Origin of the sequence: Streptomyces sp. WAC07094 (assembly GCF_036320405.1) — a bacterium.
GTDB classification, from domain to species: domain Bacteria; phylum Actinomycetota; class Actinomycetes; order Streptomycetales; family Streptomycetaceae; genus Streptomyces; species Streptomyces lannensis.
In genome coordinates this window covers 5,656,962-5,671,509 of the sequence record NZ_JAVMJZ010000001.1, presented here as the reverse complement: position 1 = coordinate 5,671,509, position 14,548 = coordinate 5,656,962, and the positions used below count along the sequence as shown (strand labels likewise).

The window sequence follows — 14,548 nt, the reverse complement described above, 5'->3', positions numbered from 1 at the left end:
TCAGAGCGAATGCTTCAGGTTACCGGCGGGGGCTCCCCTCCAATCAAATCGGTACTGACCCTGAAGCCGGTCCCCGGGTCGGTCCGGTCCCACCCGGGGAACTTATTGACAACGGTTTCCATATTTGATGAAAATGACTGTCATGAACGTACGCCGACGCCTCATACCCGTGACCGCCCTGACCGGGGTCGCCGCACTGACCCTCGTGGCGACCTCCGCCTGCTCCACGAGCACCACGGCCGGTGGCACGGGAAAGTTCGACGTCGTCGCCTCGTTCTATCCCATGACCTTCCTCGCCGAGCAGATCGGCGGGAAGTACGTCCATGTGACCAGTCTGACCCAGCCCGGTCAGGAGCCGCACGACCTGGAGATCAGCGCCAGACAGACCGCGCAGCTCCAGGAGTCCGACGCGGTGCTCTACCTCAAGAACCTCCAGCCCTCCGTCGACGAGGCGGTGGCCCAGTCCGAGGTCGGGACCAAGATCGACGCCGCCTCGCTGACCACCCTCGAGACGCACGGCAACGAGGTCGGCGGGCACGCGGCCGCCCACGACTCCCACGAAGGGGAGGAGCCGGGCGGCAAGGACCCACACATCTGGCTCGACCCGGTGCGCTACGCCGCGGTCGCCAAGGGTGTCGGCAGGGCCTTCGAGAAGGCGGACCCGAAGCACGCGGACGCCTACCGGGCGAACACGGACGCGCTGGTCAAGAAGCTCGACGACCTCGATGCGCGGTTCGCGTCCGGGCTGCGGAACACCGAGGGCAAGGTCTTCGTCACCACACACGCCGCCTTCGGCTACCTCGCCGAGCGCTACGGCCTCACCGAGGAGGCCATCAACGGACTGGACCCCGAGTCCGAGCCCAGCGCCGCGCGTGTCCGGGACCTCGAGACGATGGCGAAGGCCGACGGCGTCACGACGGTCTTCTACGAGACGCTCGTCAGCGACAAGACCGCCAGGACCATCGCCCAGGACGCGAACCTCAGGACCGACGTCCTCGACCCGATCGAGGGCATCACGTCGAAGTCGCGCGGCAAGGACTACTTCGCGGTCCAGGAGGCGAACCTCGGGGCGCTGCAGACGGCCCTGGGCGCCAAGTGATCGTCATGGAGGACGGTATGACCGAGCCCCTCATCAGTCTGCGCGGTGTCCGCGCCGACCTCGGCTCGCGCCCCGTACTGCGCGGCATCGACCTCGCCGTGCACCGCGGTGAGGTCGTCGCGTTGCTCGGGGCGAACGGCTCGGGCAAGTCGACGATCGTGCGCGGCATCATCGGCCAGGTGCCGCCGAGCGCCGGCGAGATCGAGCTGTTCGGCACTCCGCTGCGCCGTTTCCGCGACTGGCGGCGGATCGGGTACGTCCCGCAGCGCACCACGGCCGCGGGCGGCGTGCCCGCCACGGTGACCGAGGTGGTGTCCTCCGGCCGGCTCTCCCGAACCCGCTTCGGAGTTCTGCGCAGGGCCGACCACGAGGCCGTACGGCGGGCCCTGGACATGGTCGGGCTGGCGGACCGCGCCAAGGACTCCGTCGACGCGCTCTCCGGGGGCCAGCACCAGCGGGTGCTGATCGCCCGGGCGCTGGCCTCCGAGCCCGAGGTGCTGATCATGGACGAGCCGATGGCCGGCGTGGACCTGGCGAGCCAGGAGGTGCTGGCCAGGACGCTGCGGGACCAGGTGAACTCGGGTGCCACCGTGCTGCTGGTGCTGCATGAACTGGGCCCTCTCGAACCGCTGATCGACCGGGCCGTCGTACTGCGCGACGGCTGTGTGCTGCACGACGGACCGCCGCCGAAGGCCGTCGGCCAGCACGCCCTGCCCGGTCACGACCATGTGCACCCGCATGCGGCGGACGCCGCACCGAGCCGTACGGGACTGCTGAGCTGATGGACTTCCTGGACTACGCCTTCATGCAGCGGGCACTGCTCGCCGCCGTGCTGGTCGGCATCACCGCGCCGGCCGTCGGTATCTACCTCGTGCAGCGCCGCCAGGCCCTGATGGGCGACGGCATCGGCCATGTGGCGATGACGGGCGTCGGACTCGGCTTCCTCCTCTCCACCTCCCCGGTGTGGATGGCGACTGCCGTCTCCGTCCTCGGCTCGATCCTGATGGAGCTGATCCGCTGGTACGGCAGGACGCGCGGCGACGTCGCGCTCGCCATGCTCTTCTACGGCGGCATGGCCGGCGGGGTGATGTTCATCAACCTCGCGCCGGGTGGCTCGAACGCCAATCTGACGTCGTATCTGTTCGGCTCGCTCTCGACGGTCTCGCAGTCGGACGTCGTGGCGATCTGCCTGCTGGCGGCCTTCGTCGTCCTGGTCACCGTGGGCCTGCGCCGCCAGCTCTTCGCGGTCAGCCAGGACGAGGAGTTCGCACGGGTCACGGGCCTGCCGGTGCGCGCGCTGAACCTGCTGACGGCGGTCACGGCGGCGGTGACGGTGACGGTCGCGATGCGGGTGGTGGGCCTGCTCCTGGTCTCGGCCCTGATGGTCGTCCCGGTCGCAGCGGCGCAGCAGCTGGGCCGCAGCTTCGCCGCCACCTTCGCGATCGCCGTCGCCGTCGGTGTGACCGTGACCCTCGGCGGCACCGTCACGTCGTACTACCAGGACGTTCCGCCCGGGGCGACGATCGTGCTGCTGACGATCGCCGCGTTCGTCCTCCTGACGGCGCTGGCCACTCCCCTGGCCCGCCGCCGCGCCCGTGCGGCCGCCGCCGCGCACTCCGCCGGGGACCCGGTGGAGTGCGCGATTCCGGCCACCCGGGGGGCCGCCGAGGAGGTCGGAGCCTGACCGGGCACGGGCCGGGCTGGCACAATGGCCCGGCAAGGCGCAGACCTGAGCCGTGCGAGAGCCGAAGGGGCGCCGCGGTCCCGGCAGCGGCTCAAGGCGCCCCGTAGGCGAGCGAGCCATCACGAAGGAGGCAACGGTGACGACCGCCGGCCAGCCCGTACGGGGACGATCCACTCGCCAGCGTGCGGCCGTGGCTGCGGCGCTCGACGAGGTCGACGAGTTCCGCAGCGCGCAGGAGCTTCACGACATGCTGAAGCACAAGGGCGACTCGGTGGGTCTGACGACGGTCTACCGCACGTTGCAGTCCCTCGCCGACGCCGGTGAGGTCGACGTCCTGCGCACCTCAGACGGGGAGTCCGTCTACCGCCGCTGCTCGACGGGCGAGCACCACCACCACCTGGTCTGCCGGATCTGCGGCAAGGCCGTCGAGGTCGAGGGCCCCGCGGTGGAGAAGTGGGCCGAGGCGATCGCCGCGGAACACGGTTACGTCAGCGTCGCCCACACGGTGGAGATCTTCGGCACGTGCGCTGACTGCGCCGCGGCCGCCGAGGGCTGAGCAGGGCTCGGGTCCGGGGCGGTCGGCCGTCCCGCGGGGCGCGCAGCCGCTCCACGTCCTGCGGAGTGTGCGGGCCCCGGTCGACGAAAACCGCCGCACGGGTACCGGCGCGGTCGGGACCGCGCAGCACGCACCTGCTGGATGTGCGGGGCACCGGGGACAGCGGTGCCCGTCGCACGGCGAACCTCACCCCGAACGCGACACCGTTGCTGCCCCCACCGCGTGGCGCACCCGTGACGGGCTGGGAGCGGGTTACTCCTGCCTGCCCTCCATGGCCAGCAGTTCCTCGTTCGGGATGGCGCCGCCGAAGCGGCGGTCGCGGGAGGCGAACTCCAGGCACGCCCGCCACAGGTCACGCCGGTCGAAGTCCGGCCACAGCACGTCCTGGAAGACCATCTCGGCATAGGCGCTCTGCCAGAGGAGGAAGTTGGAGGTGCGCTGCTCGCCGCTCGGCCGCAGGAACAGGTCCACGTCCGGCATGTCCGGGAAGTACATGTGCTTGGCCAGGGTCTTCTCCGTGATCTTGGCCGGGTCGAGCCTGCCCTGCCGCACGGCCTCGGCCATCGCCTGCGCCGCGTCCGCGATCTCGGCCCGTCCGCCGTAGTTCATGCAGAAGTACAGCGTCAGCAGGTCGTTGTCCTTGGTCTGCTCCTGGGCGATCTGGAGCTCCTTGGCCACGGACTTCCACAGCTTGGGCATCCGGCCCACCCAGCGCACCCGGACACCGAGTTCGTCGAGCTGGTCACGGGTCTTGCGGATGAAGTCGCGGTTGAAGTTCATCAGGAAGCGCACCTCGTCGGGCGACCGCTTCCAGTTCTCGGTGGAGAAGGCGTACAGGGAGATGTTGCCGACGCCCATCTCGATCGCGCCCTGCAGCACGTCCAGCACCCGCTCGGCGCCGACCTTGTGCCCCTCGGTGCGCGGCAGACCCCGTTCCTTGGCCCACCGGCCGTTGCCGTCCATGACGATCGCCACATGCTTCGGGACCAGCTCGCCCGGGATCTTCGGCGGCCGGGCCCCGGACGGGTGCGGCTCCGGCGTCCTGACCTCGCGGCGCTGCCGCCCCAGGAACCCGCGTACAGCCATGTGCTTCTCGTCTCCCTCGATCTCAGGTCGCTCTACTGTTCCACGTACCGGAGCGAACGCAGTCCGCGCTCCAGGTGCCAGTGCAGGTACGCCGACACCAGTCCGCTGCCCTCCCGGACGTACCGCGGCTCGCACACGTCCGCGGTCTCCCAGTCTCCCGTCAGCAGCGCGCCGAGCAGTTCGAGGGCCCCCGGCGAGGGTACGACGCTGCCGGGCACCCGGCAGTCGCCGCAGACGACCCCGCCCGAGGCCACCGAGAAGAACCGGTTCGGCCCGGGCATGCCGCACTTGGCGCAGTCGCTGAAGCTGGGCGCGTAGCCGTTGACTGCCAGGGAACGCAGCAGGAAGGCGTCGAGGACGAGATGCGGCGCGTGCTCACCGCGGGCGAGAGTCCTCAGACCGCCGACGAGCAGCAGATACTGCTGCACCGCCGGCTCGCCCTCGTGATCGGTGAACCGCTCGGCGGTCTCCAGCATGGCGGTCCCGGCCGTGTAGCGCGCGTAGTCCGTCACGATCCCGCCCCCGTAGGGAGCGATGGTCTCGCTCTGCGTGCACAGCGGAAGCCCGCGCCCCACCAGTTCGCTGCCGCGCGAGAAGAACTGCACGTCCACATGCGAGAAGGGCTCCAGCCGGGCCCCGAACTTCGACTTGGTCCGCCGCACTCCGCGTGCCACGGCGCGCACGCGCCCGTGACCCCGGGTGAGCAGCGTGATGATCCGGTCCGCCTCACCCAGCTTCTGGGTGCGCAGCACGATGCCGTCGTCGCGGAACAGACTCATGCGGCCATTCTCGCGTACGGCGTCGGCGCGCGTGGCCGGGGTGTCGTATGCCGTCGCACGGAGCCGGATTCCCGGGGCCGGACCGGTCCGCCGGTTCGAACGGGACGGGCGGACGGGCGTCGGCGACGGCCCGCGGGGCCTCGCGGCGGGCCATCTGCACCCCGGCGGGGGAAGTCGGCGCACAGGGCCGCGTCCCGGGCCGGCGGCGAGACACCCGGGAGCCGTTGGGCCCCTGCCCGGCGGCCGGCGGGATCGGCTCCTCCCCCGAGGCGGTCCACGAGGTTCCGATCGCGGGCGGCCGGCGCGCTCGGCGGCACCGTCCACGGCCCGCGCACCGTGGACCGGACGGGCCATCGGCGCCCGGCCCGCCGCTTCCTCCACCGGACCGTGCGCCCGCGCACCACGTCATGCCCTGCGCGGCGGCCCGGCCGCCTCAGGGGACCTCGCCCCGGCTGCGGGCGTTCGCGTACGCGGTCGCGGCCCTCAGCCGCTCCGCCTGGGTCGCGCCGCGTACCGCCTCCGGCTCCACGTCCCATTCCTTGCCCCCGCCGTACGGTCTGAGCTGGACGTACGGACCCTCGTGTCCCATCACCACCCCCACCCGCCCGGTGCGGACGTCGACGGCGTACGAACCGATCGGCGGCTTCTGCATCACGCCTCCGCGGCCCGCTGCGCGCGGAGGACCGCAACGCGCCGGGCGGCGAAGTCGACGCGGCGGCCGTCCGGTCCGGCGAACGGACGGGTAGCCCCGCGCGGGGGAGCCACCGGGGCGAGCCGGAGCGACGGCACCATGGTTCCTGCTTCTGCGAGCGCCGCCCGCGATTCCCTCACTGCTCCTCCGCCTCTTCGGCGCAGCACGCCGAATGTCGTCCCCCGAGTGGTACGTGTACTGCAGCCACCCTGCTGCCCGACCCACCCTGTTTTTACTCTTCGCATCACCCTTGTGACGCTCTGCATATACACTCGGCAGGTGCCTGCGCCCTGCAAGTGCGCAAGCGCAAAGGGGTATTGGGCCCGGGCGGACCGGGCGCGCGTGTACCACGGGAGTGACCGGATCACCGGCTCGGCGGCATGGGCGGAATGCGTCCGACGACGTCAGCCCGCCACCGACACCAGCCCCGCCTCGTACGCGGTGATGACCAACTGCACGCGGTCCCGTGCGTCCAGTTTGGTCAGCAGACGGGTCAGATACGTCTTCGCGGTCGCCACGCTGATGCACAGTTCGGCGGCGATCTCGGCGTTGGACAGGCCGGTGCCGACGAGGGTGAGGACCTCCCGTTCCCGGTCCGTGATGCCCCGCAGTTCGCGGCGTCCGCGTGCCGGCCCGGGACGCGCCGCGAAGTGCTGGATCAGCCGGCGCGTCACACCGGGCGCGATCAGTGCGTCGCCCGCCGCCACCACCCGTACTGCGCCGATGATGTCGTCCAGCGCCATGTCCTTCACCAGGAAGCCCGACGCACCCGCGCGCAGCGCCCCGTACACGTGGTCGTCGTCGTCGAAGGTCGTCAGGACCACGATCCGGGTGTCCGTGGACCCCGCGGTGATGCGGCGCGTCGCCTCTATGCCGTCCATCTCCGGCATACGGATGTCCATGACGACCACGTCCGGTGCGAGTTCCCCGGTCAGGGCCACGGCCTCCGCGCCGGTGGCCGCCTCCCCGACCACGTCCATGTCCTCGATGTCCGCCATCACCATGCGCAGCGCCGTACGGATCAGCTCCTGATCGTCGGCGAGAACCACCCGGACCGTCATCGGACGGACACCGGCACGGGCAACCGGGCTGCCACCCGGAAGCCGCCCTCCGGACGGGGTTCGGCGCTGAACCTGCCGTGCAGCAGCGCCACGCGCTCGCGCATGCCCGCCAGGCCGAAGCCCGTGTCGGTCGACGTGCCGTGTCCCCTGCCGTCGTCCGTCACCTCTAGGGAGATGTCGTCCTCGCCGTAGTCCACGGTCACCCGGCACGCGTGCGTGCCCGAGTGCCGTACGACGTTCGTCACCGACTCCTGGATGATCCGGAACGCCGACAGGTCGATGTCGGGCGGAAGCCGGCGGGGCTCACCGAGCCACCTCACCTCGACCCGTACGCCCGCCGCGGTCGTCGCGGCGGCCAGCCGGTCCACGTCGGCCAGCCCCGCGGGCCGTGCCTCCGCGGCCGTGCCGTCCCCGTGCCCCGCGTCGGCCGCCCGGAGTGCGACCAGCATCCGCCGCAGCCCCGCCAGCGTCTCCCGGCCCGTCGTCTCCACCGCCCGCATCGCCTCCCGTGCCGCGTCCGGCTGAGTCGCCGTCACCCGGGCCGCCGCCCCTGCCTGGAGGGCGATGATGCCGATGCTGTGGGCCACCGTGTCGTGCATCTCCCGGGCGATACGCAGCCGTTCGGCCGTCACCGCCTGCGCCGAGGCCTGTGCGCTCAGCCGCTCGGCGTGTACGCGGGCCTGGAGTGCCGAGTCGCCGAGCAGCCAGCTGATCACCGACACCAGGACCACGGCCAGTTCCGCCGACATGCCGACTGCCCATCCGCTCAGCAGCCGTGTGGCGATGTATGCGACCAGCGCTCCGACCCCCAGGACCAGAGCCAGGACCGAGGTGCGGCGCGGCGCCGCCGCCGCGATGAAGTACAGCGCGAGGATCGGCGCGAGGTACTGCGCCATCGGCAGTTCGCTCACCCCGATCGTGACCGCCTCGCAGATCGAGGCCAGGATCAGCAGGGCGAGCGCGCACAGCGGCCGTCTCCGCAGCAACACGGCGCCGTACAGCGCCATCAGGGCGGAGACCACGTGGAACAGCAGACCGTCCCAGCGGTACAGCTGGGCCGTCCCCCACTCCTCCGGCTCCGTCTCACCGGGCAGCCTGAACGTGGTCAGGAGCGTGAAGAGCGTGCTCGCGCACCAGACGAGCACGATCCACGTCCGCGGCGACACTCGCTTGACCAGGGGAAGCGGCGCAGTGACGGGCATGGCGCGATCGTAGAGGCGCGGCGCGGCGGCGGTCATCGGACCGGGGACGTACAACCACGGTCGACAACGGCCGGCCGTGAATGTCGTCGGCCGCACGATGCCCCACGACGCCCTGCCGCGCGACGGTGGTCCCGTGATCGAAGTCGACCGCCTCACCAAACGCTACGGCGGGACCACCGCCGTCCGCCAACTGTCCTTCACCGTCCGCCCCGGCCATGTCACCGGCTTCCTCGGACCCAACGGCGCCGGCAAGACCACCACCCTGCGGATGCTGCTCGGCCTGGTCGAGCCCACCTCCGGCGCCGCCACCGTCGACGGGCACACCGTCCGCCGGTATCCGCGCGGACTGCGTCACGTCGGCGCCCTCCTCGATGCCGGCGATGTGCACGGCGGTCGGACCGCGCGGGCGCATCTGCACGCGCTGGCCCGCAGCAACCGCATCCCGGCACGCCGGGTGGACGAGGTCCTCGCCGAAGTGGGACTGGCCGGTGCACCGGCCGGGCGCCGGGTCGGCGGCTACTCGCTGGGCATGAAGCAGCGCCTCGGGATCGCCACCGCGCTGCTCGGCGATCCACCGGTTCTGCTGTTCGACGAACCGCTGAACGGACTCGATCCGGAGGGCGTGCTGTGGGTCCGCGGGCTGTTCCGGAGGCTGGCCGGCGAGGGCCGTACCGTCTTCGTCTCCAGTCACCTCATGTCCGAGATGGAGAACACCGCCGACGAGCTGATCGTCATCGGGCGAGGCGAACTGATCGCGGCCGAGAGCCTGACCGAGTTCGCCGCGCGCGGCACCCGGCCGCCCGTGACCGTGCGCACGCCCGACGCCGGGACGCTGGCCGCCGCGTTGTCGGCCGAAGGCGCTGCGGTGGCGCCGTACGACGGGGAGACGCTGAAGGTCACCGGGCTCAGCTCCGACCGGATCGGCGAGATCGCCTTCGAACACAGCGTGTTGCTAAGGGAGTTGACCACCGAGACCGCCTCTCTCGAAGCCGCCTTCATGGAACTGACCGCCGACAGCGTCGAATACCTCGCCGGAGAGCCCCGATGACCACCTCGACAACCGCGCTCCCCCTGCCCGCCGCCCGTTTCACCGACCTGCTGGCCGCGGAGTGGATCAAGCTCCGGTCGCTGCGCTCCATCCACTGGGCGCTCGGCGCCGGCGCCCTCGGGATCATCGCCTTCAACACCAACGCGGCCCGTGCGGACTACGTCAACTTCCCGCACTACGGCCGAGTCGTCCGGACGCACTTCCTCTCCTGGGCACTGCGCGACGCGTTCACCCAGGGTGCCGCCATGATGCTGGTCCTCGCGGCGTCGAGCATCGGCGCCATCAGCATCGTCGGGGAGTACACGACGGGCCTCGTCCGCACCACCTTCGCGGCCGTCCCGGACCGGCGCGCGCTGATGACCGCGAAGGTGGTCGTCGTTGCGGCCGTCATGACGGTGTACGGCGCCTTCACCGCGGGCGCCTCCTTCGTCCTGACGCAGGCCGTCCTCGACGGACGCGGTCAGGGCGTGTCGATCGGCCATCCGGGCGCGCTGCGCGTGGTCGTGGCGTCGGCGCTGCTCGCGCCGGTGTGCGCCCTGGCCGGCCTGGGTCTGGGCGCTCTGATCCGGCACAGTGCGACGACCACGGTGTTCAACGTGTTCGTCCTGCTGTTCCTGCCCACCTTCGTGACCGACCGCTACCACTGGACGGCCTGCGTCAGGAACGCCCTGCCCTTCAACGCCTGGTACCGCCTCGTCGACGTCGAGTACGGACATCAGCCGTTCACGCTGACTCCCCGCTATCAGACGACGGTGACGGGCGGCTGGATCGTGTTCGGTGCGTGGGCGCTCGCGGCGGCCGTCGTCGCGGTGGTCGCCGTTGACCGCCGCGACGTGTGACGCGGCCCATGGCGTCGGCCCAGCGTCTGCGCGGGACCGCCTCCCGGCGCCCCGGTTCGGGGGCTCCGGGGCCCCGGTGTGTCTTTTCGTGCCGCAGCAGGGTCAGATGCGCCGCGGTGAGCGCCAGCAGGATGCCGATGTTCACCAGCGCCGCCACATGCAGTCCGTCCGTGAACGCCGTCCGGGCCAGCGCGAGGAGGTCGCCGCCGAGCCGTTCGGGCAGCCGGGCGGCGACCTCGGTGGCACCGCCGAGGGTCGCGCGGGCGGCCCCGGCCGCGTCCGGCCCGACACCGTCCGGCAGGGCGTCGCCGCTCAGCTTCGCCCGGTACACGACGGCGGCGACGGACCCGGCGACGGCCACGCCCAAGGCCTCGCCCAGGTTCGCACCGGTCTCCCCGATGCCCGAGGCGTTCCCGGCGCGTTCGGGTGGAGCGCTGCTGATGATGACGTCGTTGGTGAGCGCGAGCGCCGCCTGCACCCCGAACGACATGACGGCGAACCCGATGACGACGAGTCCCGGCCCGGACGTCGTGTCCGCCCGGGTGAGCAGCGCCAGCCCCGGCACCGCCAGCAGGAATCCGCCCGCCATGACCCGTCCCGGACTCGTCCGCGCCGCCGCGAAGGGTGCGAGGAGCGCGCTCACCACGCCCGCCAGCACCGCGGGCAGCGTCCACAGCCCGGTCACCAGCGGGGACAGTCCCAGCACCAACTGGAGGTACTGCAGGAGCAGGAACTGGATCCCGGTCACCGCGAAGAGCCCCAGGGTCAGCCCGCCCAGCGAGACCCCGAAGGCCGGCCGGGTGAACAGTCTGAGGTCGAGCATGGGATCGGGGAGTCTCAACTGTCTGCGCACGAAGACCGCGCCGAGGCCGAGCCCCAGCGCGAGGCCGATCAACGGCACCGTGCCGACGCCGTGCTGGGCGATCTGCTTGAAGCCGTAGACCACCGGCAGCACCGTGGCGATGGACAGGGCGACGCTGGCCGGATCCAGGCGGCCGGCCGCCGGATCGCGGTACTCGGGCAGCAGCAGCGGACCGGCGATGAGCAGGACCACCCCGACCGGCACGCCCATCAGGAACACCGAGCCGTACCAGAAGTGCTCCAGGAAGAGTCCGCCGACCAGCGGGCCGATCATCCCGCCGATGCTGAAATTGGTCATCCACACCGCGACCGCCACCCGCCGCTGTCCGGGGTCGCGGAACATGTTGCTGATCAGGGAGAGGGTCGAGGGCATCAGTGTGGCCCCGGCGACCCCCAGCAGGGCGCGCGAGGCGATGAGCATCGCCACGCCGGACGAACAGGCGGCGAGCACGGAGGCCGCGGCGAACGCGGCGGCACCGATCAGCAGCAGCCGGCGGCGCCCGATCCGGTCACCGAGCGTGCCCATCGTGGCGAGGAAACCGGCGACCATGAAGCCGTAGATGTCGACGATCCACAGCAGTTGGGTGCCGCTCGGATGCAGTCGCTCGCTGATGTGGGGGGCAGCCAGGTGCAGCACGGTCATGTCGAGGCCGATGAGCATGGTCGGCAGCGCGAGGACCGCCAGTCCGGTCCACTCCCGGCGCCCGGCCCGCATCGGGACGCCCGCGCCGCCGTGTGGTCGCACCACCGGGGTCAGCCTGCCGCACAGGAGGAGACCAGTGCGTCCCGGCAGTCCTCGAGCAGGCGGCGGACCGCGTACGTGACCGGACGCTCCAGCGCCTCGGCGGGTGTCAGCCAGACGGCCGAGCTGCCCTCCGGCCCGAGTTCCACCACGAGGTCCGCGTCCACCTCGGCGACCGTCCGGTAGACGTGCCACAGATGGGCGTCGGCCCCGCGGCGGCAGCCGTCACCGGGTAGCCGGATCCTGGCCAGGTGTTCGAGCGGCCTACCGGCGATGCCGGTCTCCTCCCGCAGTTCGCGCTCCGCCGCGTCGTCGGGCTGCTCGTCGCACTCGACGTGCCCGGCGGGGATCGTCAGGCCGAACGGGAAGGCCGTACGGTCGAAGAGGAGGACCCGGCCACGGAGGTCCCGGACGAACACGCCCGCCGTCTCGTGCCAGTACTCGCCCTCGGCATCGGTCCACCAGCGGACCTCGGGATCCAGCACCAGCGCCCGGTCGGCGACATGGCCGCAGGACCGGCATGCGCACTGCCGTCGCCCCGCGGCGGTACGCCACTGCACCGACTCGCCGTGGCACTGCAGGCAGTAGTGGTGCACGGCGCCGTCGTTCAGCGCCTGCGGTGGAACGAAGTCCAGCTTCATGGCTCACTCCCGGAACTACGGATCTCACGGTCTCGGGCGCCCGTCACGGGGCCGGGCTGCCGGACGGCACGGCCTCGCGCGGTGGGCCCATCCAGGTGCCCACCGCGCGAAACCCGGTGCGCCTCAGCCGGCGGACCGTCAGGCCTCCAGGCCGAACCGGGAGAACAGCTCCTTGTCGCCGGCGACATAGGAGGTGTCGGTGATCACCGTCTGGTCGGAGGGGCCCCGGCTGCACATGCACATGTGCCGTCCGGTCGAGACCACCCGCGCCGCGCGCGCACCGCCCGAGTTCATGATCTCCTCGGCGATGTCCTTCACGAGGTGCTCCTGGATCTGGAACCTGCGGCTGAACGCCTGTACCAGCCGCGGGAACTTGCCCAGACCGAGGATCCGGTCGCCGGGCACGTACGAGACCGCCACCTTCCCGTAGAAGGGCAGGAAGTGGTGCGCGCAGATCGAGTAGTAATTGATGTCGTGGACGCGGACCACTCCCGCATGCTCACCCTGGACCTCGACCGTGGTCTTGAGGATCGTCGATGTGTCGATCTCATAGCCGCTCAGCAGCTGGCGGTAGGCGCGGACGATGCGGGGTTCGCACTCGGGTTCCCGGTACCAGTCGAGTGCGCGTTTGTCGGTAGTGACGTTCTCTTCGAGCCATTCGGCGATGCTGCTCACGAGACACCTCCTGACGGACGGATTTGCGCGTTTGCTGCTGCTGATTCAGGTATGCCTCTGGCTGGTTCCGCACAAGTGGATCTCCGAGGAGTCTCCATCCTCGTATTCGAGCCGGATGCTCATGGGGCCACCCCCTGGGTATCCGTTCCACCGGTACCCCAAGTGAGTACACATGTGCTTTGAGCAGCAGCTTTGCGTTGACGGTGTCATGCTGCCCGCGGGCAGCATGGTGCGCAACTCATCGGAGATGTATGGGTGACCCGTCACTCTCTCGGGCGTTTCTCGCTTCCGATGGGGGCTCCTTCACCCTAAAAATCTGGAAAGAACTGGAAAGAAAGCGAAGGCGAGAAGAGAAGGGAGGGAGGGAACGGCACCGTGATGCCGGCCTCGGCGTCGCACGGCGCGGCGCACGTCACCGGACGGCTCCCGAGGACCGCCCGCGACGTGCGGCGTACCGTGCGATGCGCCGGGCGAAGTACCGTGCGATGCCTGGCGGCCTACCGTGCGATGTACCTGGCCGCGCCGGTCAGCCGGACGTCACGGTCGGCTGCGGCTCGGGCTCCGGGTCCGCGGGCTCCGTGGCCTCCCAGAGGACGGTGAAGCGGTTGATGCGCTCCGCGACGTGCTCACGGGTCATCTTCAGCGTCGTCTTGGCGGGCATGACCTCGACGTCCGGTTCGGTCTCGTAGGACAGCTCCCCGTCGAAGACGATGAAGTCGTTGAGCGGGGTCACCTGCGCGGGCGGCGGAAGCAGTGCGCGCACCGCGATACGGGCGTCGATGCCGAACTCGCGATGACGCTCGCACAATTGCTCGAGGCTGGGGGTGCGGTCCTCGGGCCTGCTGACCAGGAACAGCCGCCGTACCACCACACCGCGCTGCTTGATCGCCCTCTCCTGCGCCTTCAGATACCGGTTCGCGGGCTCGCTGAACCAGAAGTCGCGGTCCACCGAGGTGCTGGTGGCGTACACCGTCTCCTTGGCGCAGGTGGTGAGGTCGATCAGCCAGTCGTGGTTCTCACCCGGACAGTCGGCGCTGCCGTTGCTGAGGCTCTCCATCAGCGAGGCGAGCCGACCGATCTCCTCCTGGGCGAAGGTCTTGACCAGTTCCGAACCGTGCTCGCCCACCTGCGTGTACTTCCGGGCCAGCCGGGTCACGCCGTCCGAGCGCAGCACCGATCGGTCCACCTGACTGAACAGCTCCGTCGCGTCGTTGATCTTGGAGAAGCTCTCGTCGACCGCCCTGCGCATCTGTTCGTGATGGCTGGCCAGACTGTCGCGCATCTCCCGGATGCGCTTCTTCTGACTCGCCTCCATGGCCTCGAGCCGCTGCTCGAACTCGACCAGGTACTGGATGATCAGTGCCGCGCCGCCGAGGACGACGGACACGGTCAACTGCCACACCTGGTTCTTGTCCTGGTCCAGCACGTTGGTCAGCACATAGGTGCCGGCCGCCACCACGACCGTGAGCAGCGTCTTGCGGAGCAGCTTGGATATGCGCTGCTCCTCCCGCTGCGGCACGGCCCCGGCGTCCCCTGTCGATGCTCCGCTCATTTCGGCCTCCCCCGTCGGTGTCTCGTTCGTGC

At 70.8% G+C, this 14,548-nt stretch carries 15 protein-coding genes; 6 read left to right on the top strand and 9 right to left on the bottom strand.

Annotated features, from left to right (window positions below; all coding sequences use genetic code 11):
• The first annotated feature begins 142 nt into the window (after positions 1-142).
• The 4 genes from RCR19_RS25045 to RCR19_RS25030 all read left to right on the top strand — a co-directional run bounded on the left by RCR19_RS25045 (position 143) and on the right by RCR19_RS25030 (position 3,339).
• Complete coding sequence (locus tag RCR19_RS25045; protein WP_331267162.1) at positions 143-1,099, top strand: zinc ABC transporter substrate-binding protein; 957 nt, start codon at positions 143-145, stop codon at positions 1,097-1,099.
• 17 nt (positions 1,100-1,116) lie between these two features.
• Positions 1,117-1,881, top strand: coding sequence for a metal ABC transporter ATP-binding protein (locus RCR19_RS25040; protein ID WP_331267161.1), 765 nt, complete (start codon positions 1,117-1,119; stop codon positions 1,879-1,881).
• On the top strand, positions 1,881-2,783 hold the full coding sequence (locus RCR19_RS25035; RefSeq protein ID WP_331267160.1) for a metal ABC transporter permease: 903 nt from the start codon (positions 1,881-1,883) through the stop codon (positions 2,781-2,783). Before RCR19_RS25040 ends, RCR19_RS25035 begins: the two co-directional genes overlap by 1 nt.
• 136 nt (positions 2,784-2,919) lie before the next feature.
• Positions 2,920-3,339: a transcriptional repressor gene (locus RCR19_RS25030; protein WP_331267159.1), complete on the top strand. Its 420-nt coding sequence runs from the start codon at positions 2,920-2,922 to the stop codon at positions 3,337-3,339.
• A gap of 252 nt (positions 3,340-3,591) precedes the next feature.
• On the opposite strand, the gene RCR19_RS25025 is transcribed toward RCR19_RS25030, so the two are convergent.
• The 5 genes from RCR19_RS25025 to RCR19_RS25005 all read right to left on the bottom strand — a co-directional run bounded on the left by RCR19_RS25025 (position 3,592) and on the right by RCR19_RS25005 (position 8,158).
• Complete coding sequence (locus RCR19_RS25025; RefSeq protein WP_331267158.1) at positions 3,592-4,425, bottom strand: isoprenyl transferase; 834 nt, start codon at positions 4,423-4,425, stop codon at positions 3,592-3,594.
• Between the two features lie 32 nt (positions 4,426-4,457).
• On the bottom strand, positions 4,458-5,204 hold the full coding sequence (gene recO / locus RCR19_RS25020; RefSeq protein WP_059131489.1) for a DNA repair protein RecO: 747 nt from the start codon (positions 5,202-5,204) through the stop codon (positions 4,458-4,460).
• A gap of 433 nt (positions 5,205-5,637) precedes the next feature.
• Positions 5,638-5,856 carry a hypothetical protein gene (locus RCR19_RS25015; protein ID WP_331267157.1) on the bottom strand — a complete coding sequence of 73 codons (219 nt, stop codon included), beginning with the start codon at positions 5,854-5,856 and terminating at the stop codon, positions 5,638-5,640.
• A gap of 443 nt (positions 5,857-6,299) precedes the next feature.
• Positions 6,300-6,956 (bottom strand): response regulator transcription factor, encoded by a 657-nt coding sequence (locus RCR19_RS25010; protein WP_059131491.1) that lies wholly within the window; start codon positions 6,954-6,956, stop codon positions 6,300-6,302.
• On the bottom strand, positions 6,953-8,158 hold the full coding sequence (locus tag RCR19_RS25005; RefSeq protein WP_331267156.1) for a sensor histidine kinase: 1,206 nt from the start codon (positions 8,156-8,158) through the stop codon (positions 6,953-6,955). The genes RCR19_RS25010 and RCR19_RS25005 overlap by 4 nt, the downstream gene beginning before the upstream one ends.
• 133 nt (positions 8,159-8,291) lie before the next feature.
• On the opposite strand from RCR19_RS25005, the gene RCR19_RS25000 reads away from it, so the two are divergent.
• Both RCR19_RS25000 and RCR19_RS24995 read left to right on the top strand, forming a co-directional pair.
• Positions 8,292-9,206: an ATP-binding cassette domain-containing protein gene (locus RCR19_RS25000; RefSeq protein WP_331267155.1), complete on the top strand. Its 915-nt coding sequence runs from the start codon at positions 8,292-8,294 to the stop codon at positions 9,204-9,206.
• Positions 9,203-10,045 carry an ABC transporter permease gene (locus RCR19_RS24995; RefSeq protein ID WP_331267154.1) on the top strand — a complete coding sequence of 281 codons (843 nt, stop codon included), beginning with the start codon at positions 9,203-9,205 and terminating at the stop codon, positions 10,043-10,045. Before RCR19_RS25000 ends, RCR19_RS24995 begins: the two co-directional genes overlap by 4 nt.
• Here RCR19_RS24995 and RCR19_RS24990 read toward each other — a convergent pair.
• The 4 genes from RCR19_RS24990 to RCR19_RS24975 all read right to left on the bottom strand — a co-directional run bounded on the left by RCR19_RS24990 (position 9,930) and on the right by RCR19_RS24975 (position 14,516).
• Positions 9,930-11,654, bottom strand: a complete 1,725-nt coding sequence (locus tag RCR19_RS24990; protein ID WP_331267153.1) for an MFS transporter — start codon at positions 11,652-11,654, stop codon at positions 9,930-9,932. The two genes, RCR19_RS24995 and RCR19_RS24990, sit on opposite strands and share 116 nt — an antisense overlap.
• A gap of 5 nt (positions 11,655-11,659) precedes the next feature.
• On the bottom strand, positions 11,660-12,289 hold the full coding sequence (locus RCR19_RS24985; protein WP_331267152.1) for an NUDIX hydrolase: 630 nt from the start codon (positions 12,287-12,289) through the stop codon (positions 11,660-11,662).
• Positions 12,290-12,427: 138 nt separating this feature from the next.
• A complete protein-coding gene (locus RCR19_RS24980; protein ID WP_331267151.1) occupies positions 12,428-12,964 on the bottom strand; it encodes a GTP cyclohydrolase I in 537 nt (178 codons plus the stop codon).
• Between the two features lie 526 nt (positions 12,965-13,490).
• Complete coding sequence (locus RCR19_RS24975; RefSeq protein WP_331267150.1) at positions 13,491-14,516, bottom strand: DUF6879 family protein; 1,026 nt, start codon at positions 14,514-14,516, stop codon at positions 13,491-13,493.
• Between the last annotated feature and the right edge of the window lie 32 nt (positions 14,517-14,548).

Bases quoted from the DNA above. Each gene is read 5' to 3' on its own strand.
- RCR19_RS25045 (WP_331267162.1), top strand. From the start codon at position 143: ATGAACGTACGCCGACGCCTCATACCCGTGACCGCCCTGACCGGGGTC.
- RCR19_RS25040 (WP_331267161.1), top strand. From the start codon at position 1,117: ATGACCGAGCCCCTCATCAGTCTGCGCGGTGTCCGCGCCGACCTCGGC.
- RCR19_RS25035 (WP_331267160.1), top strand. From the start codon at position 1,881: ATGGACTTCCTGGACTACGCCTTCATGCAGCGGGCACTGCTCGCCGCC.
- RCR19_RS25025 (WP_331267158.1), bottom strand. From the start codon at position 4,425: ATGGCTGTACGCGGGTTCCTGGGGCGGCAGCGCCGCGAGGTCAGGACG.
- recO (WP_059131489.1), bottom strand. From the start codon at position 5,204: ATGAGTCTGTTCCGCGACGACGGCATCGTGCTGCGCACCCAGAAGCTG.
- RCR19_RS25015 (WP_331267157.1), bottom strand. From the start codon at position 5,856: ATGCAGAAGCCGCCGATCGGTTCGTACGCCGTCGACGTCCGCACCGGG.
- RCR19_RS25010 (WP_059131491.1), bottom strand. From the start codon at position 6,956: ATGACGGTCCGGGTGGTTCTCGCCGACGATCAGGAGCTGATCCGTACG.
- RCR19_RS25005 (WP_331267156.1), bottom strand. From the start codon at position 8,158: ATGCCCGTCACTGCGCCGCTTCCCCTGGTCAAGCGAGTGTCGCCGCGG.
- RCR19_RS24995 (WP_331267154.1), top strand. From the start codon at position 9,203: ATGACCACCTCGACAACCGCGCTCCCCCTGCCCGCCGCCCGTTTCACC.
- RCR19_RS24985 (WP_331267152.1), bottom strand. From the start codon at position 12,289: ATGAAGCTGGACTTCGTTCCACCGCAGGCGCTGAACGACGGCGCCGTG.
- RCR19_RS24975 (WP_331267150.1), bottom strand. From the start codon at position 14,516: ATGAGCGGAGCATCGACAGGGGACGCCGGGGCCGTGCCGCAGCGGGAG.